The sequence below is a fragment of the Ignavibacterium sp. genome (genome assembly GCF_025998815.1).
Classification (GTDB): Bacteria; Bacteroidota; Ignavibacteria; order Ignavibacteriales; family Ignavibacteriaceae; genus Ignavibacterium.
On record NZ_AP026678.1, the window covers coordinates 3,433,806 to 3,449,392 of the forward strand.

Genomic DNA, 15,587 nt, shown 5'->3' on the forward strand with positions numbered 1-15,587 from the left:
CGATGGCTAAAGAAAAATTTGACAGGAGTAAACCTCACGTTAACGTAGGTACTATTGGTCACGTAGATCATGGTAAAACTACTTTAACTGCAGCCATTACAATGGCTCTTGCAAAAAAAGGTTTATCCCAGGTAAGAACATTCGATAGTATTGACAATGCCCCTGAAGAAAGAGAAAGAGGTATTACTATCGCAACTGCTCACGTAGAATACTCTACTGAGAAAAGACACTACGCACATGTTGACTGTCCTGGTCACGCAGACTATGTTAAAAACATGATCACTGGTGCAGCTCAGATGGACGGAGCTATTCTTGTAGTTGCTGCAACTGATGGTCCTATGCCTCAAACAAGAGAGCACATTCTTTTAGCTCGTCAGGTTGGTGTTCCAAGAATAGTTGTATTTATGAATAAGATCGATATGGTTGATGATCCTGAATTGATTGAATTAGTTGAAGTAGAGTTAAGAGATCTTTTATCCAAATATGAATTCCCGGGTGATGAGATTCCAATTATCAAAGGTTCTGCTTTGAAAGCTCTTGAAGCAGGACAGGAAAATGCCCCTGTAGATGACCCAAGATATCAGTGCATTTGGGACTTAATGGATGCTGTTGACAGCTACATTCCATTACCAGAAAGAGATATTGATAAACCATTCTTAATGCCTGTTGAGGATGTATTCTCAATTACAGGTCGTGGTACAGTTGCTACTGGTAGAGTAGAAAGAGGTAGAGTAAAATTAAACGAAGAAGTTGAGTTGATTGGTTTAGGTGTTCACAAGAAAACAGTTGTTACCGGTATTGAAATGTTCAGAAAAGAACTTGATGAAGCTATTGCTGGTGATAACGCAGGATTACTTTTGAGAGGTGTTGATAAAAAAGAAATCGAAAGAGGAATGGTATTGGCTAAGCCAGGTTCAATTACTCCACACAAGAAATTTGAAGGTGAAGTTTACATTCTTTCAAAAGATGAAGGTGGAAGACACACACCATTTTTTAACGGTTACAGACCACAGTTCTATTTCAGAACTACTGATGTTACCGGTGTTGCTCAGTTGCCAGAAGGAACAGAAATGGTTATGCCAGGTGACAATGTAAGATTGACTGTTGAATTAATTTCTGAAATAGCTATGGAAGAAGGATTAAGATTCGCTATTCGTGAAGGTGGTAGAACTGTTGGTGCTGGTGTTGTAACAAAGATCATTGAATAAAAAATTATGTTTGCTGAAAAGGGAGATAACTTCTCCCTTTTCTTATCTAATAAAATAAGGAGAATTTTAAGTGCCCGGACAAAAGATTAGAATAAAGTTGAAATCGTACGATCATATTCTGATTGATAAATCAACAGAAAAAATTATCAAAACAGTTAGAAGCACTGGTGCTGTTGTATCTGGACCCATTCCGCTTCCGACAAAAAAGACTGTTTTTACTGTTTTAAGATCTCCTCATGTTGATAAGAAATCCAGAGAACAGTTTGAAACCAGGGCACATAAAAGAATCATTGATATACACAATTCAAACAACAAAACCGTCGAATCTTTAAGTAAGCTTGATATTCCGGCGGGTGTTGATATTGAGATTAAGCTTTAATGAATATTGGAGAAAAGATGTCTGGTATCATCGGAAAAAAATTAGGAATGACAAGTATTTTTGGAAATGAAGGTGAAGTCATTCCGGTTACCGTGATTGAAGCAGGACCTTGCACTGTGGTTGATATTAAGACCACAGAAAAAGATGGTTATCAGGCGCTTCAGTTAGGTTTTGGAAGTGTGAAGGAGAAAAAAGTAAATAAACCTTTGGCAGGTCATTTTAAGAAAAATAATCTTTCACCAAAACGTGTACTTAAAGAATTCAAAAACTTTAATGTATCGGAATTCAAAATTGGAGATGAGATAAAATGCTCAATCTTCAGCGAAGGTGATATCATTAAAGTTTCAGGTAAAAGCAAAGGAAAAGGTTTTCAAGGTGTTGTTAAAAGACATGGTTTTGGTGGAATTGGAATGACCACTCACGGTCAAAGTGATCGTGTAAGAGCTCCGGGATCAATTGGTGCAAGTTCATATCCCTCAAGAGTATTTAAAGGTCAGAGAATGGCTGGAAGAATGGGCTATGAGAATGTAACCGTAAGAGGATTAAAAGTTGTAAAAGTTGATCCTGAAAGAAATTTAATTTTTGTTAAGGGAGCTGTTCCCGGTGCAATTAACTCTATAGTAGAACTGATAAAGAATTAAGTGGTAAAAAATGACAGTTAATGTATTAAAAATAGATGGTTCAAAAAGCGGAGAGACAATCGAACTCTCTGAAAATATTTTCGCAATCGAACCTAATGACCACGCAATTTACCTTGATGTGAAAGCATACCTTGCTAACCAAAGACAAGGAACTCATAAGGCGAAGGAAAGAGGAGAAGTCAGAGGTGGTGGTAAGAAACCATGGAAACAAAAAGGTAGAGGCGGTGCTCGTGCAGGTACGATAAGATCACCTCTTTGGGTTGGTGGCGGAACTATTTTTGGACCAAGACCTAGAGATTACAGACAGGATTTACCTAAAAAGGTTAAACAGCTGGCTCGTAAATCTGCTTTAAGTTATAAAGTAAAAGATGAGCAGTTGATTGTTGTGGAAGATTTTTCTTTCGACAAACCGAAGACTAAAGATTTTGTTAATGTTCTTGAATCATTAAAATTATCAGGTAAGAAAGTTCTTTTGCTTACAGGCGATTATAAACCGGAAGTTTATAAATCAGGTCGTAACATACCAAAAGTTCAGGTACTTGAAGCTGCAAAAGCAACAACCTATGATTTACTGAATAACCAGGTTCTGGTTATGCAAAAAAGTGCCGTGAATGTAATAGAAAATATTCTTTCAAAGAGTAGAGAGGCGGTGAACTAATATGCATCAGATTTTAATTAGACCGCTTATTACTGAAAAGATGACAAATCTTACTGCTGATAAAGGTAAATACGGATTTATTGTAAATCCTAAAGCAAATAAAATAGAAATTAAAAAAGCAATTGAACAGAAATTTAATGTTCATGTAGTTGATGTTAAAACAATTAACTACAAAGGCAAAACTAAAACTCAATTCAGAAAAAGCGGTAGATTTGAAGGACGAACAGCAAAATTCAAAAAAGCGATCGTTACTCTTAAAGAAGGCGAAACAATAGAATTGTTTGAGCAAGTATAGTCAGGATAAAAAATGGGTATAAAAAAATTAAAACCAGTAACACCAGGAACAAGATTCAGAACTAATTTTACTTTTGAAGAAATTACCAAAGAAACACCTGAAAAATCATTATTAGTTTCTTTAACGAAATCTGGTGGTAGAAACAATTTAGGAAGAGTTACTGCAAGACATCGCGGTGGCGGACATAAAAGAAAATATCGTATCATAGATTTTAAACGCGATAAACATGGAATTCCTGCAAAGGTTTTTTCAATTGAATATGATCCGAACAGAACTTGCAGAATAGCACTATTACACTACGCTGATGGAGAAAAAAGATATATCATCGCTCCAGACGGATTAAAAGTTGGTGACTCAGTAATGTCTGGTCCTGGTAGTGAAATTAAAGTTGGTAATGCTCTTCCGCTTAAAGAAATGCCATTAGGTTCATTTGTTCATAATGTGGAATTAAAACCAGGCAAAGGTGGACAGTTAGGAAGAAGCGCCGGAACATCACTTCAGCTTATGGCTCGCGAAGGTGATTATGCTCAGCTAAAAATGCCATCAGGCGAAGTGAGAATGGTAAGAAGTGAATGTTATGCAACTTATGGTGTGGTAGGAAATGCTGAACATGAAAATATAAGTATCGGTAAAGCAGGAAGAAGTCGTTGGCTTGGAATCAGACCTCATACAAGAGGAGTTGCGATGAATCCAGTTGATCATCCGATGGGTGGTGGAGAAGGAAAAACATCAGGTGGTGGTCATCCGGTTTCTCCGTGGGGTCAAAAAGCTAAAGGCTTGAAAACCAGAAAAAGAAAAAAACAATCAAACAAATTCATTATTAAAAGACGTAAGTAAGTAATAGGAATCACATTATGCCAAGGTCGGTTAAAAAAGGTCCATTTGTAGATTATAAACTTTACGAAAAAGTTAAAAAGCTAAACGATACCAATCAGAAAAAAATTATTAAAACCTGGTCTCGTTCATCTACAATTATTCCTGAATTTGTCGGACACACTATTGCTGTTCATAATGGAAAACAAATGATTCCTGTTTACATCACTGAAAATATGGTGGGACACAAATTAGGTGAATTTGCACCGACCAGAATTTTCAGAGGTCATCCGGGAACAAAAGCTGATAAAGCAGCTAAAGGTTAATAATTAGGTAGAGAAAGTATTATGGAAGCCAGAGCAGTAAATAAATACATAGGTTCATCACCCAGAAAAATGAGATTAGTTGTTGATCTCATCAGAGGTATGTCGGTTGAAAGAGCATTGGAAGTTTTACATTTTACTCCTAAAGCGGCAGCAAAGCATGTAGAAAAAACTTTAAGATCTGCTGTTGCCAATGCAGTAAATTCAAATGAGAATGAAAGAGTTGAACCTGAAAATTTGTATGTTAAAGAAGTTTATGTAAATCAAGGACCCACTTTAAAAAGAATTTCACCGGCACCTATGGGTCGTGCCTACAGAATTAGAAAAAGATCTTGTCATTTAACAATTGTAGTAGCCAGTAAAGCTTAAAATCAGGAGGAATATTTTTGGGACAGAAAACAAACCCGATCGGATTAAGAGTTGGAGTAATTAGAGGATGGGATTCCAACTGGTATGAAAAGAAATCATACGCTCCAAAGTTGAAGGAAGACAGTAAACTAAGAGCTTATATCAGAAACAGATTAAAGAAAGCTGGCATTTCAAGAATTGTAATTGATAGAACATCTAAGAATATTATAGTTAATATTCATACTTCGCGTCCGGGTGTTGTTATTGGTAAAAGCGGTAAAGAAATAACACAGCTCGAAGAAGAATTAAAAACAATCAGTAATAAAGATGTAAAAGTTCAGATATCCGAAATAAAAAGACCGGAACTCGATGCTTATCTGGTTGCTGAAAACATTGCCAGTCAGATTGAGGGAAGAGTCTCTTACAGAAGAGCAATGAAAATGGCAATCACTGCTGCAATGAGAATGGGTGCTGAGGGAATTAGAGTAATGTGTTCAGGACGTTTGGCTGGTGCTGAAATAGCAAGAGCTGAACAGTATAAGGAGGGAAGAATTCCTTTACACACTTTAAGAGCAGATATTGATTATGCAAATGGAAGAGCTGAAACAGTTTACGGCTCAATAGGAATTAAAGTTTGGATTTGCCGAGGAGAAATTCTGGGCAAAAGAGTTTCAGAATAATTTTACCAGGAGTTTATTCTTATGTTAATGCCCAAAAGAGTTAAATACAGAAAAGCACAAAGAGGTAGAAGAAAAGGTAAAGCTTATCGCGGTTCTTCAGTTGCTTTTGGTGATTTTGGATTAAAAGCCTTGGAACCAGCCTGGATTACAAGCAGACAGATTGAAGCTTGCAGAGTTGCTCTTTCAAGATCTATGAAAAGAGATGGTAAGGTTTGGATTAGAATTTTCCCTGATAAACCAGTTAGTAAAAAACCTCTTGAAACAAGAATGGGTAAAGGTAAAGGCGCTCCGGAATTTTGGGTTGCCGTTGTTAAACCAGGAAGAATAATGTTTGAAGTTGGTGGAGTTTCGAAAGAATTAGCTAACGAAGCTTTAAAACTTTGCTCTTATAAACTGCCAATTAAAACAAAAGTAGTTCAGAGACCTGATTACGAATAGAGGATTGTAAAATGAAAATTTATGAAATAAGAGAAATGAGCACTGACGAGTTAATTAAAAGAATTCAGGAAGAAGAGAGAAATCTTGTTGATCTTCGTTTCTCTCATCATCTTAAACAATTGACTAACACTGCTAAACTAAAACTCGTCCGCAGAGATATTGCAAAAATGAAAACAGTTCTTAGAGAAAGAGAACTTAAAGCTCAGAAAGAAGCTAATAGCAAAACCAAAGAAGGAGCTAAATCTTAATGGAAAAACGTTCGCTTAGAAAAACCAGAATTGGTATTGTTGTAAGTAATAAAATGGATAAAACTATTACTGTTGCAATTGAAAGAAGAGTAGCTCATCCTATTTATAAAAAATATTTTAAGAAAACTACAAAGCTTATGGCTCACGATGAAAAAAGAGAATGCTCTGTTGGTGATAAAGTAAAAATTATGGAAACACGTCCTCTTAGCAAAAGAAAAAGATGGCGTTTAGTAGAAATTGTTGAAAAAGCCAAGTAAGGAGTTTGATAAAAAATGATTCAAGAAGAAACTAATCTTGTTGTAGCTGATAATTCCGGAGCCAAAAGAGTACGCTGTATAAGAGTACTCGGAGGCAGTAACAGAAGATATGCTTCTGTTGGTGATACAATTGTTGTATCCGTGAAGTCAGCTATCCCTAATGGCGCTGTTAAAAAAGGCGAAGTTTCTAGAGCAGTTGTCGTTCGTACCAAAAAAGAAGTCAGAAGAAAAGACGGAACTTATATCCGATTTGACGAAAACGCTGCAGTGCTTATTAACAACCAGGGCGAACCAAGAGGAACACGTATTTTTGGTCCTGTTGCCCGTGAACTCAGAGAAAAACAATTTACAAAAATTGTGTCATTAGCTCCTGAAGTTTTATAAGGATTTATGAGAATGAAAATAAAGAAAAACGATACAGTAATGGTAATTGCCGGTAATGACAGAGGTAAAACCGGAAAAGTATTAAAAGTGTTTCCTAAAGAATCCCGCGTTATTGTTGAAGGAATAAACCTGAGAAAAAGACATACAAAACCTTCTCAGAGAAATCCTCAGGGCGGAATTCTTGAGAAAGAAACTCCTATTCACATTTCAAATGTTATGATAATTGATCCTAAAACTAATGAACCAACAAGAATAGGCGCTAAAATAATTTTGGATGAAAAAACCGGAAAAAAGAAAATTGCTCGGGTTAGCAAAGCTTCCGGAGAGATGTTATAAAATAATATTAGGGTTTTAGATAATGGCTGAAAAGAAAACTAAACAAGCTGATAAACAAACTAAACAAAAGGATGCTCCTAAAGCTGAGGTTTCAAAAGCATCCGAAAAAGAAATTAAAATCCGCTGCAGACTTGCTGAATATTACAAGAATGTTGTTGCACCGGAACTTATGAAAACATTTAATTATAAAAATGTTATGCAGGTTCCTAAGATTTCTAAAATTGTTGTAAATATGGGACTTGGTGCAGCAGTTTCAGATCCTAAAATTCTTGAAGAAGCAGTAAAAGAACTTGAAGCAATTACCGGACAGAAAGCAAGTATCAGAAAAGCTAAGAAAGCTATTTCTAACTTTAAGCTTCGTGCTGGAATGAACATAGGTGCAACTGTTACTTTAAGAAGAGAAAAGATGTATGAATTTTTAGATAGACTCATAAACATTGCTCTTCCGAGAGTAAGAGACTTTAGAGGATTATCTGATAAATCTTTTGATGGAAGAGGTAATTATACTTTAGGTGTAAAAGAACAAATTATTTTTCCGGAAATTAATGTTGATAAAGTAAGCAGAATAGTTGGAATGGATGTTACAATAGTAACTACAGCCGAAACTGATAATGAAGCTTACGAGTTACTCAAAGGTTTCGGATTTCCATTTAGAAAAAAAGAAGTTAACCAAGCTTAAAAGGAAATAATTAAATGGCAAGATTAAGTTCAATAGTAAGAGACGAAAAAAGAAAAAAGCTTTACGAGAAATACAAAAAACTTCGTGAAGAACTTAAAGCAAAAGGTGATTATGAAGCTCTTCAAAAGCTTCCTAGAAACTCATCTGTTACAAGATTAAAAAACAGATGTATGTTTACTGGTCGTGCAAGAGCTTATTACAGAAAGTTTGGTGTATCAAGATTAGTTCTAAGAGAAATGGCTCTTAGAGGTGAAATTCCCGGATTAAAAAAGTCAAGTTGGTAAAAAAGGAGTTATTAAATGGCAGTTACAGATCCGATAGCAGATTTTTTAACAAGAATTAGAAACGCTTCTAAAGCTAGATTGCTAAGAGTTGATATACCTGCATCGAAAATGAAAATTCAGATTGCTGAAATCTTAAAGACTGAAAAATATATACACGACTATACAATCATTGAAGACAACAAACAGAACATTCTTCGTATTCAGTTGAAATATCGTGGTGGGGTCCCGGCAATAAGTGGTTTAAGAAGAATCAGTAAACCAGGATTAAGAGTTTACAAACCTGCAGAACAATTACCAAGAGTTCTGAACGGACTTGGTACTGCAGTCATATCTACATCAAAAGGATTACTTACTGATAAGCAAGCAAGAAGCCAGTCAATTGGTGGCGAAGTAATCTGCTATATTTGGTAAAATTTTAGTTGGAGAGATAAAGTGTCAAGAATTGGTAAAAAACCGATAGAAGTGCCCGCTGGAGTAACAGTAACAGTAAGCGGTCAGGTTGTTAAAGTTAAAGGTCCTCAAGGTGAACTTCAAACCACTGTTCATCCGAATATTTCTGTTAAGATGGAGAACAATGTTATTGAAGTTAAAAGACCTGATGATTTTAAGGAAAATCGTGCCTTGCACGGACTTACAAGAGCACTTATACAGAATATGATTAAAGGTGTTTCTGAAGGTTATAAAAAAGTTTTGGACATAGTTGGTGTTGGATACAAAGCTGAATTAAAAGGAACTAATCTGTTAGTTACTATTGGTTATTCGCATCCAATCTATTTTATTCCTCCTGCTGGAATAAAATTAGAAACTCCAACTCCGACACAAATAATTGTATCCGGAATTGACAAACAGCTTGTTGGACAGGTTGCTTCAAAAATAAGATCATTCAGAAAACCTGAACCTTATAAAGGTAAAGGAATTAAATATTCTGATGAACAGATTTTAAGAAAAGCTGGAAAGACAGCTGGTAAATAAGAGATTGGGAGATTATAATGTTTAAGAGAGATACCAAAAAAAGAGAAAAAATAAAAATCAGAGTAAGAAAGAAAATCTTCGGAACTCCTGAAAGACCACGATTATCAGTTTACCGAAGTCTTAATCAGATTTACGCTCAGATTATAGATGATACTACAGGAAAAACTCTTGTAGCTGCATCAAGCTTATCTAAAGAAATTCTTGATGATGTTAAAAAAACTTCCGGCAAGGTTTCTAAAAGTAAGCTTGTTGGAACTCTAATTGCAAAGAAAGCTCTGGAGAATAATATTACAACAGTTGTTTTCGACAGAAACGGATTCCGCTACCACGGAAGAATAAAAGCTGTTGCTGATGGTGCCAGAGAAGGTGGTTTAAAGTTTTGAATCTTGCCGGGTCGTCTAATGGTAGGACAGCGGCCTTTGGAGCCGTATGTAGAGGTTCGAATCCTCTCCCGGCAGCCAAAGGAAAAATTTTGTTTAACTAATAATTAAAGCAGAGTAAAAAGTGGAGAATAAATTTAAAGTTGCAAAGCCTACAGATGTTGAAGGATTAAAAGAAAAAGTCGTTCACATCAACAGAGTTGCTAAAGTTGTTAAAGGTGGAAGAAGATTTAGCTTTAACGCTATTGTTGTTGTTGGAAACGGTAATGGAATAGTTGGAGTTGGCCTTGGAAAAGCTAACGAAGTGACTGATGCAATCTCCAAAGGTGTTGATGACGCAAAGAAAAATCTTGTTCAGGTTCCTGTAATTCGCGGAACTGTTGCTCACGAAATCATTGGTAAGTATGGAGCAGGTAAGGTGTTGCTTAAACCAGCTTCACCCGGAACCGGACTTATTGCTGGTGGTGGAGTAAGAGCAGTACTTGAAGCTGCCGGCATTACTGATGTTCTTACTAAATCTTTGGGTTCAAGTAATCCGCATAATCAGGTTAAAGCAACTCTTAAAGCTCTCACACAGCAAGTTGATGCCAGAAAGATGGCAACTAAAAGAGGCGTAACTGTAAAAGAATTATTTGCTAACTGAGGATAAAATGTCTAAAATAAAAGTTACACAAGTTAGAAGTATAATAGATCGTCCTGAAGACCAGAAAAGAACTATCAAAGCTTTGGGGTTAGGGAGACCTAATTATTTCAAAGTTCACAACGATACTCCTCAAATCAGAGGAATGATTAGAAAAGTTAGTCATTTAGTTAAAGTAGAAGAAGTAAAAGAATAAGCGGGAAATTATCATGGATATTTTAAGTAATCTTAAATATGCAAAAGGTGCAAAGAAAAACAGAAAAAGAATTGCCCGTGGTGAAGGCTCTGGTCACGGTGGTCAGGCAACTCGTGGAATGAATGGACAGAAATCAAGATCAGGTGCAAAATTCAGAGCCTGGTTTGAAGGCGGTCAGATGCCTTTACAAAGAAGAATTCCAAAGTTTGGTTTTACTAATATCTTTAAAACAGAATATCAGGTAGTTAACCTTAATGCACTGCAAAGAATTGCAAATGAAAATGCACTTGATAATATAACTTTAACCTTAGAAGACCTTAAAAAGTTTGGTTTGATTTCATCAGTTAATAAACCAGTAAAAATTCTTGGCAAAGGTGAATTGAAAGCCAAATTATCTGTTCAGGCAAATGCATTTAGTAAATCAGCTCAGCAGAAAATAGAAGCTGCTGGTGGTTCAATCACAAAGATTTAACACGGGACCAAATGTCAAAATTTACTGATACTTTCAGAAATATTTTCAAAATACACGAACTCAGGCAAAGAATAATTTATACCTTAGTTCTTTTATTTATTGTCAGACTTGGCTCGCATCTTACAACTCCGGGTGTTGACGCTGCGTTGCTTACTGAAAGCATGAAGAATCAATCATCTGATAGTCTTTTTGGTTTATATGATTTGTTTGTTGGTGGTGCTTTTCATAATGCAGCAATATTTGCACTAGGCATTATGCCTTACATCTCTGCATCAATTATTCTTCAGTTGCTTGGTGCAGTGGTTCCTTATTTCCAGAAGCTTCAGCAGGAAGGTGAAGAAGGCAGAAAGAAAATTACACAGCTTACTCGTTACGGAACAGTTTTGATTTCGGCAATGCAAGCTTGGGGAGTAACTGTAAGACTTTTAAATCTTGAAGTTAATGGAATGCCAATCGTTCCGGACCCTGTAAGAGGAATTGGATGGGTGTTATCTACTATCGTGATTATGACTGCAGGAACAATCTTTATGATGTGGATGGGTGAGCAAATTACTGAGAAAGGTATCGGTAACGGAATATCTCTTATAATCTTTATCGGTATCATTGCCAGATTTCCATTTGCTTTACTTGACGAATACAGACTTATTCAGGCAGGACAGAGATCAATTATAGTTGAGATTATAATTTTTGCGTTTATGTTTTTGATAATTGCTGGTGTTGTACTTGTTACTCAGGGCACAAGACGAATTCCTGTCCAATATGCTAAAAGAGTTGTTGGTAGAAAGATTTATGGTGGTGTTACACAATATATTCCTCTTCGTGTTAACACTGCCGGTGTTATGCCTATAATTTTTGCTCAGGCAATTATGTTTATACCGAATACAGTTTTATCGTTCTTTCCAAATAATGAATTTTTACAGTCAGTTGCTAATTTGTTTCATTATCAGTCTGCAGTCTACTCAATAATCTATGCATTGATGATAATATTTTTCACTTATTTTTATACAGCAATTGCTTTCAATCCGAAAGATGTTGCAGACAATATGAAGAAACAGGGAGGATTCATTCCCGGCATCAGACCTGGAAAACAAACATCAGATTTTATTGATAACATTCTGACCAAGATTACTTTACCGGGCTCAATATTCCTGGCAATCATTGCAATTCTTCCTGCATTTGTATCTGCCTGGGGAGTTACCGGTCAGTTTGCTCAATTCTTTGGTGGAACAAGTTTGCTTATTATTGTTGGTGTTGCTCTTGATACATTGCAGCAGATTGAATCGCATTTATTGATGAGACATTACGATGGCTTTATGAAATCAGGAAAGATAAAAGGCAGAAGATAATTTTTTGTGATACTGATTAAAAGTAAAAAAGAGATTGATTACATAGCAGAAAGTTGCAGAATAGTTGCTGAGACACTGCATCTGGTAAAGTCAAAAGTAAAACCTGGGGTAACAACTGAAGAACTTGATTTGATTGCTGAAGATTATATCAGAAGCAATGGAGGTACTCCGGCATTCAAGGGTTATTCGCAGCCGGGGACAAAACCTTTTCCGGGTTCGATTTGCGCTTCAATTGATGATGAGGTTGTTCATGGAATCCCTGGAAAAAGAATTTTGAAAGAAGGGGAAATCATTTCGATTGATGTAGGTGTGTTAAAGAATAATTACTATGGCGACGCTGCTCTTTCAGTTGGTGTTGGAGAAATATCTGAATTAAAAAGAAAATTGCTTGAGGTTACAGAAAAATCACTTTACGAAGGAATTGCTCAGGCAATTGTCGGAAACAGAATTCATGATATTTCTTTTGCTGTTCAAAGTTATGTTGAAGCAAATGGATTTTCTATCGTTCGGGATTTATGTGGACACGGTGTCGGAAGATTTTTACACGAAGACCCATCAATTCCGAATTATGGAATAAAAGGAACTGGACCAAAGATTAAGAACGGAATGACACTGGCAATTGAACCTATGGTTAATGCAGGCGATTGGAGAGTTAAAACATTGGATGATGGTTGGACAGTTGTTACAGCGGATGGTTTACCTTCTGCTCATTTTGAACATACAATTTTGGTTAATGGAAATAAACCGGAAATTTTAACGGTAGCATAATGGCTAAACAAGGACCAATTAAAGTTGATGGAGTTATTACTGAAACTTTACCCAATGCAACTTTCAGAGTTAAATTGGATAATGGTCACGAAATATTAGCTCACATTTCCGGTAAGATGAGAATGCATTACATAAAAATTTTAGTTGGAGATAAAGTATCTGTTGAATTATCTCCATATGATTTAACAAAAGGAAGAATAACTTACAGATATAAGTAGGATAATAAAATGAAAGTAAGAGCTTCAGTTAAAAAGATGTGCGATAAGTGCAAGATAATTAAAAGAAAGGGTGTTGTAAGAGTTATCTGCAAAAACCCAAAACACAAACAAAGACAAGGTTAATTATTATTAAAGAAGGAGATTATCTTTGGCTCGTATAGCAGGTGTAGATTTACCAAAAGCAAAAAAAATTTTATATGGTCTTCAGTACATTTATGGTATTGGAAGAACAACCGCTGCTGAGATTCTTCAGAAAGCTAATGTTGACCCGAATAAAAAAGTCGGCGATCTTCACGAAGAAGAAGTAGCTCAAATCAGATCAGTTATTACAGCCGATTACAAAGTTGAAGGTGCTTTAAGATCTGAAGTTCAACAGAATATAAAGAGATTAATGGATATTGGTGCTTACCGCGGATTAAGACACAGAAGAGGTTTACCTGTTCGCGGTCAAAGAACCAGAACCAACAGCAGAACCAGAAAAGGTAAAAGAAAAACTGTTGCTGGAAAGAAAAAAGCTCCATCTAAGAAATAATAATTGTAATTCGGAGGATTTGAATTGGCAAAAACTGCAAAAAAAGTTAAGAAGCGTGCTCATGTTGATGCAAATGGTGTTGCTCATATCAAAGCAACATTCAATAATGTTATTGTTACCATTACAGACATTTATGGTAATACAATTTCCTGGTCTTCTGCCGGAAAAAATGGTTTCAAAGGATCAAGAAAGAATACACCTTTCGCAGCTCAGGTTTCTGCAGAAGCAGCAGCTAAGGAAGCTTATGATTTAGGTTTAAGAAAAGTAGAAGTTTATGTTAAAGGTCCTGGCTCTGGCAGGGAGGCAGCAATAAGAGCATTACACACAGCTGGTCTCGAGATTACCTCGATTAAAGATGTAACTCCTATTCCGCATAACGGATGCAGACCACCAAAGAAAAGAAGAGTTTAATTTAACGGAGAGTTCATAAATGGCAAGATATACAGACTCAGTTTGTAAATTATGTAGAAGAGAAAGACAGAAATTGTTTCTGAAAGGGCAGAAATGTTTTACTGATAAATGCCCAATCGAACAGAGAAACTATCCTCCTGGTCAACATGGAGTTTCGCGTCGTGCTAAAATTTCTGAATATGGTGTTCAGCTTAGAGAAAAGCAGAAGATTAAAAGAATATATGGCTTACTCGAAACTCAGTTCAGAAACTATTTTGAGAAAGCTATAAAGCAAAAAGGTAAGACAGGTGAAAACCTTGTTAAACTTCTTGAAAGAAGATTGGACAATGTAGTTTACCGGATTGGTTTTGCTTCTTCAAGAAAACAAGCAAGACAATTGATTAAACATCGTCATTTTCTTGTTAACAATCAGTTAGTTGATATTCCTTCTTACTTATTGAATCCAGGCGATGTAATTCAGGTTAAGGAAAAAAGTAAAAAGCTTGATGCAATTCATAATTCTTTGAAAAGAGTAAAGGATAATACATATAACTGGATTACAGTGGACAAAGCTTCTCTCTCAGGTACTTTTGTTCAGATTCCTGAAAGAGCTGATATTCCACTTAATGCAAATGAACAATTGGTAGTTGAACTTTACTCCAAATAATAATTTTATTTTTGAATAATTAAGAGGACAATAAATGAGCGGATTATCATTCAAGATGCCTGAAGCACTTGTACTCGATGAAGCTAGTTATACGAATACATTTGGTAGATTTTATTTACAACCTCTCGAAAGAGGATACGGAGTAACACTTGGAAATTCTTTAAGAAGAGTACTTCTGTCTTCACTTCCCGGTGCTGCTATAACTTCTGTGAAGTTTAGCGGTGTTCTTCATGAGTTCTCTACTATTGAAGGTGTTGTTGAAGATGTTTCTGAAATCATTCTTAATCTCAAACAGGTTAGGATGATTTTGTTAAGTAAGAAACCTGGCAAGATTGAACTATCATTCAATGGTCAGGGCGAATGGAAAGCTGCTGATATTCAGAAAGCTACCAACGAAGTTGAAATTCTTAATCCTGATTTGCATATAGCCACTCTCAACAAAAATGCAAAGTTTGATGTTGAGCTAAGAGTTGGCAGAGGTTACGGATATGTTCCAGCTGTTGAAAATGTTCAACCGGATCAGACTATCGGAGTAATTCCAATTGATTCAATCTTTACTCCTATTAAAAATGTCAAGTATGAAGTAGAAAATGTTCGTATCGGTGATAAGAATGATTACGAGAAGCTAACTCTCGAAATTCAAACTGATGGTTCGATTACACCAGATGATGCTCTTACTCAGGCAGCAAAGATTTTGAAAGATCATATTCAGTATTTCATTAATTTCGATGTTGAACAAGAAGAAGAAGAAACTACTACACATAAAGACAGTGAATTTGAAAAAATCAAAAGAATGCTTCTGACCAATGTTGATGATCTTGAATTAAGTGTAAGAGCACACAACTGCCTTAAAGCTGCTAATATTAAGACTATTGCTGATTTGGTAAGAAGAGATGAACAGGAACTTCTCCGCTTCAGAAATTTCGGAAGAAAATCTCTTGCTGAGCTTGGAGAAATTGTTGAAAGTATGGGACTTGAATTCGGAATGGATGTTGACAAATACTTAAAAGACGATTCAGATAATCATTAATCCCA

30 protein-coding genes and 1 tRNA gene are annotated in these 15,587 nt (G+C 35.8%); all 31 read left to right on the forward strand.

The window, feature by feature from the left end; translation table 11 throughout:
• The first annotated feature begins 2 nt into the window (after positions 1 to 2).
• The 31 genes from tuf to Q0X14_RS15130 all read left to right on the forward strand — a co-directional run bounded on the left by tuf (position 3) and on the right by Q0X14_RS15130 (position 15,582).
• Complete coding sequence (gene tuf / locus Q0X14_RS14980) at positions 3 to 1,208, forward strand: elongation factor Tu (protein ID WP_014559777.1); 1,206 nt, start codon at positions 3 to 5, stop codon at positions 1,206 to 1,208.
• Between the two features lie 70 nt (positions 1,209 to 1,278).
• Positions 1,279 to 1,587, forward strand: coding sequence for a 30S ribosomal protein S10 (gene rpsJ / locus Q0X14_RS14985; RefSeq protein WP_014559778.1), 309 nt, complete (start codon positions 1,279 to 1,281; stop codon positions 1,585 to 1,587).
• 17 nt (positions 1,588 to 1,604) lie between these two features.
• Complete coding sequence (rplC, locus tag Q0X14_RS14990; RefSeq protein WP_297840391.1) at positions 1,605 to 2,228, forward strand: 50S ribosomal protein L3; 624 nt, start codon at positions 1,605 to 1,607, stop codon at positions 2,226 to 2,228.
• Positions 2,229 to 2,238: 10 nt separating this feature from the next.
• Positions 2,239 to 2,886 (forward strand): 50S ribosomal protein L4, encoded by a 648-nt coding sequence (gene rplD, locus Q0X14_RS14995; protein ID WP_297840394.1) that lies wholly within the window; start codon positions 2,239 to 2,241, stop codon positions 2,884 to 2,886.
• 1 nt (position 2,887) lies between these two features.
• A complete protein-coding gene (gene rplW, locus Q0X14_RS15000; protein ID WP_014559781.1) occupies positions 2,888 to 3,181 on the forward strand; it encodes a 50S ribosomal protein L23 in 294 nt (97 codons plus the stop codon).
• A 12-nt stretch (positions 3,182 to 3,193) separates the two neighbouring features.
• Positions 3,194 to 4,018 (forward strand): 50S ribosomal protein L2, encoded by an 825-nt coding sequence (rplB, locus tag Q0X14_RS15005; protein ID WP_297840400.1) that lies wholly within the window; start codon positions 3,194 to 3,196, stop codon positions 4,016 to 4,018.
• A gap of 17 nt (positions 4,019 to 4,035) precedes the next feature.
• Positions 4,036 to 4,320 carry a 30S ribosomal protein S19 gene (gene rpsS / locus Q0X14_RS15010; protein ID WP_014559783.1) on the forward strand — a complete coding sequence of 95 codons (285 nt, stop codon included), beginning with the start codon at positions 4,036 to 4,038 and terminating at the stop codon, positions 4,318 to 4,320.
• A gap of 21 nt (positions 4,321 to 4,341) precedes the next feature.
• Positions 4,342 to 4,686 carry a 50S ribosomal protein L22 gene (gene rplV, locus Q0X14_RS15015; RefSeq protein WP_297840404.1) on the forward strand — a complete coding sequence of 115 codons (345 nt, stop codon included), beginning with the start codon at positions 4,342 to 4,344 and terminating at the stop codon, positions 4,684 to 4,686.
• A 17-nt stretch (positions 4,687 to 4,703) separates the two neighbouring features.
• The gene (gene rpsC / locus Q0X14_RS15020; RefSeq protein ID WP_297840406.1) at positions 4,704 to 5,345 is read left to right on the forward strand and encodes a 30S ribosomal protein S3; all 642 of its coding nucleotides are present in this window, start codon (positions 4,704 to 4,706) and stop codon (positions 5,343 to 5,345) included.
• A 21-nt stretch (positions 5,346 to 5,366) separates the two neighbouring features.
• A complete protein-coding gene (gene rplP / locus Q0X14_RS15025) occupies positions 5,367 to 5,783 on the forward strand; it encodes a 50S ribosomal protein L16 (protein WP_014559786.1) in 417 nt (138 codons plus the stop codon).
• Between the two features lie 11 nt (positions 5,784 to 5,794).
• Entirely contained in the window at positions 5,795 to 6,031 is a 237-nt protein-coding gene (gene rpmC / locus Q0X14_RS15030) for a 50S ribosomal protein L29 (RefSeq protein WP_014559787.1), read from the forward strand.
• A complete protein-coding gene (gene rpsQ / locus Q0X14_RS15035) occupies positions 6,031 to 6,288 on the forward strand; it encodes a 30S ribosomal protein S17 (protein WP_297840411.1) in 258 nt (85 codons plus the stop codon). The genes rpmC and rpsQ overlap by 1 nt, the downstream gene beginning before the upstream one ends.
• Before the next feature lie 15 nt (positions 6,289 to 6,303).
• Positions 6,304 to 6,672, forward strand: a complete 369-nt coding sequence (rplN, locus tag Q0X14_RS15040; protein WP_014559789.1) for a 50S ribosomal protein L14 — start codon at positions 6,304 to 6,306, stop codon at positions 6,670 to 6,672.
• 12 nt (positions 6,673 to 6,684) lie between these two features.
• The gene (rplX, locus tag Q0X14_RS15045; protein ID WP_297840414.1) at positions 6,685 to 7,008 is read left to right on the forward strand and encodes a 50S ribosomal protein L24; all 324 of its coding nucleotides are present in this window, start codon (positions 6,685 to 6,687) and stop codon (positions 7,006 to 7,008) included.
• Positions 7,009 to 7,030: 22 nt separating this feature from the next.
• A complete protein-coding gene (gene rplE, locus Q0X14_RS15050) occupies positions 7,031 to 7,687 on the forward strand; it encodes a 50S ribosomal protein L5 (protein ID WP_297840417.1) in 657 nt (218 codons plus the stop codon).
• Between the two features lie 14 nt (positions 7,688 to 7,701).
• Entirely contained in the window at positions 7,702 to 7,971 is a 270-nt protein-coding gene (rpsN, locus tag Q0X14_RS15055) for a 30S ribosomal protein S14 (protein ID WP_014559792.1), read from the forward strand.
• A gap of 15 nt (positions 7,972 to 7,986) precedes the next feature.
• Positions 7,987 to 8,382 carry a 30S ribosomal protein S8 gene (rpsH, locus tag Q0X14_RS15060; RefSeq protein WP_297840423.1) on the forward strand — a complete coding sequence of 132 codons (396 nt, stop codon included), beginning with the start codon at positions 7,987 to 7,989 and terminating at the stop codon, positions 8,380 to 8,382.
• Positions 8,383 to 8,403: 21 nt separating this feature from the next.
• Entirely contained in the window at positions 8,404 to 8,943 is a 540-nt protein-coding gene (rplF, locus tag Q0X14_RS15065; protein WP_297840426.1) for a 50S ribosomal protein L6, read from the forward strand.
• 14 nt (positions 8,944 to 8,957) lie between these two features.
• The gene (gene rplR / locus Q0X14_RS15070; RefSeq protein ID WP_366522815.1) at positions 8,958 to 9,326 is read left to right on the forward strand and encodes a 50S ribosomal protein L18; all 369 of its coding nucleotides are present in this window, start codon (positions 8,958 to 8,960) and stop codon (positions 9,324 to 9,326) included.
• A 4-nt stretch (positions 9,327 to 9,330) separates the two neighbouring features.
• Positions 9,331 to 9,404, forward strand: a tRNA-Gln gene (locus Q0X14_RS15075).
• Between the two features lie 43 nt (positions 9,405 to 9,447).
• Positions 9,448 to 9,966 (forward strand): 30S ribosomal protein S5, encoded by a 519-nt coding sequence (gene rpsE, locus Q0X14_RS15080; RefSeq protein ID WP_297840432.1) that lies wholly within the window; start codon positions 9,448 to 9,450, stop codon positions 9,964 to 9,966.
• Positions 9,967 to 9,973: 7 nt separating this feature from the next.
• Positions 9,974 to 10,159 (forward strand): 50S ribosomal protein L30, encoded by a 186-nt coding sequence (rpmD, locus tag Q0X14_RS15085; RefSeq protein WP_297840435.1) that lies wholly within the window; start codon positions 9,974 to 9,976, stop codon positions 10,157 to 10,159.
• A 13-nt stretch (positions 10,160 to 10,172) separates the two neighbouring features.
• The gene (gene rplO, locus Q0X14_RS15090) at positions 10,173 to 10,631 is read left to right on the forward strand and encodes a 50S ribosomal protein L15 (protein WP_297840439.1); all 459 of its coding nucleotides are present in this window, start codon (positions 10,173 to 10,175) and stop codon (positions 10,629 to 10,631) included.
• An 11-nt stretch (positions 10,632 to 10,642) separates the two neighbouring features.
• Positions 10,643 to 11,977, forward strand: coding sequence for a preprotein translocase subunit SecY (gene secY / locus Q0X14_RS15095; RefSeq protein ID WP_297840441.1), 1,335 nt, complete (start codon positions 10,643 to 10,645; stop codon positions 11,975 to 11,977).
• A 6-nt stretch (positions 11,978 to 11,983) separates the two neighbouring features.
• On the forward strand, positions 11,984 to 12,745 hold the full coding sequence (map, locus tag Q0X14_RS15100; protein WP_297840443.1) for a type I methionyl aminopeptidase: 762 nt from the start codon (positions 11,984 to 11,986) through the stop codon (positions 12,743 to 12,745).
• Positions 12,745 to 12,963 carry a translation initiation factor IF-1 gene (infA, locus tag Q0X14_RS15105; RefSeq protein ID WP_014559801.1) on the forward strand — a complete coding sequence of 73 codons (219 nt, stop codon included), beginning with the start codon at positions 12,745 to 12,747 and terminating at the stop codon, positions 12,961 to 12,963. The genes map and infA overlap by 1 nt, the downstream gene beginning before the upstream one ends.
• A gap of 9 nt (positions 12,964 to 12,972) precedes the next feature.
• On the forward strand, positions 12,973 to 13,086 hold the full coding sequence (gene rpmJ / locus Q0X14_RS15110) for a 50S ribosomal protein L36 (protein ID WP_014559802.1): 114 nt from the start codon (positions 12,973 to 12,975) through the stop codon (positions 13,084 to 13,086).
• 25 nt (positions 13,087 to 13,111) lie between these two features.
• The gene (rpsM, locus tag Q0X14_RS15115) at positions 13,112 to 13,495 is read left to right on the forward strand and encodes a 30S ribosomal protein S13 (RefSeq protein WP_297840451.1); all 384 of its coding nucleotides are present in this window, start codon (positions 13,112 to 13,114) and stop codon (positions 13,493 to 13,495) included.
• A 24-nt stretch (positions 13,496 to 13,519) separates the two neighbouring features.
• Positions 13,520 to 13,906: a 30S ribosomal protein S11 gene (gene rpsK, locus Q0X14_RS15120; RefSeq protein ID WP_014559804.1), complete on the forward strand. Its 387-nt coding sequence runs from the start codon at positions 13,520 to 13,522 to the stop codon at positions 13,904 to 13,906.
• A 19-nt stretch (positions 13,907 to 13,925) separates the two neighbouring features.
• On the forward strand, positions 13,926 to 14,552 hold the full coding sequence (gene rpsD, locus Q0X14_RS15125; protein WP_297840455.1) for a 30S ribosomal protein S4: 627 nt from the start codon (positions 13,926 to 13,928) through the stop codon (positions 14,550 to 14,552).
• 34 nt (positions 14,553 to 14,586) lie between these two features.
• A complete protein-coding gene (locus Q0X14_RS15130; protein ID WP_297840457.1) occupies positions 14,587 to 15,582 on the forward strand; it encodes a DNA-directed RNA polymerase subunit alpha in 996 nt (331 codons plus the stop codon).
• Positions 15,583 to 15,587: the final 5 nt, after the last annotated feature.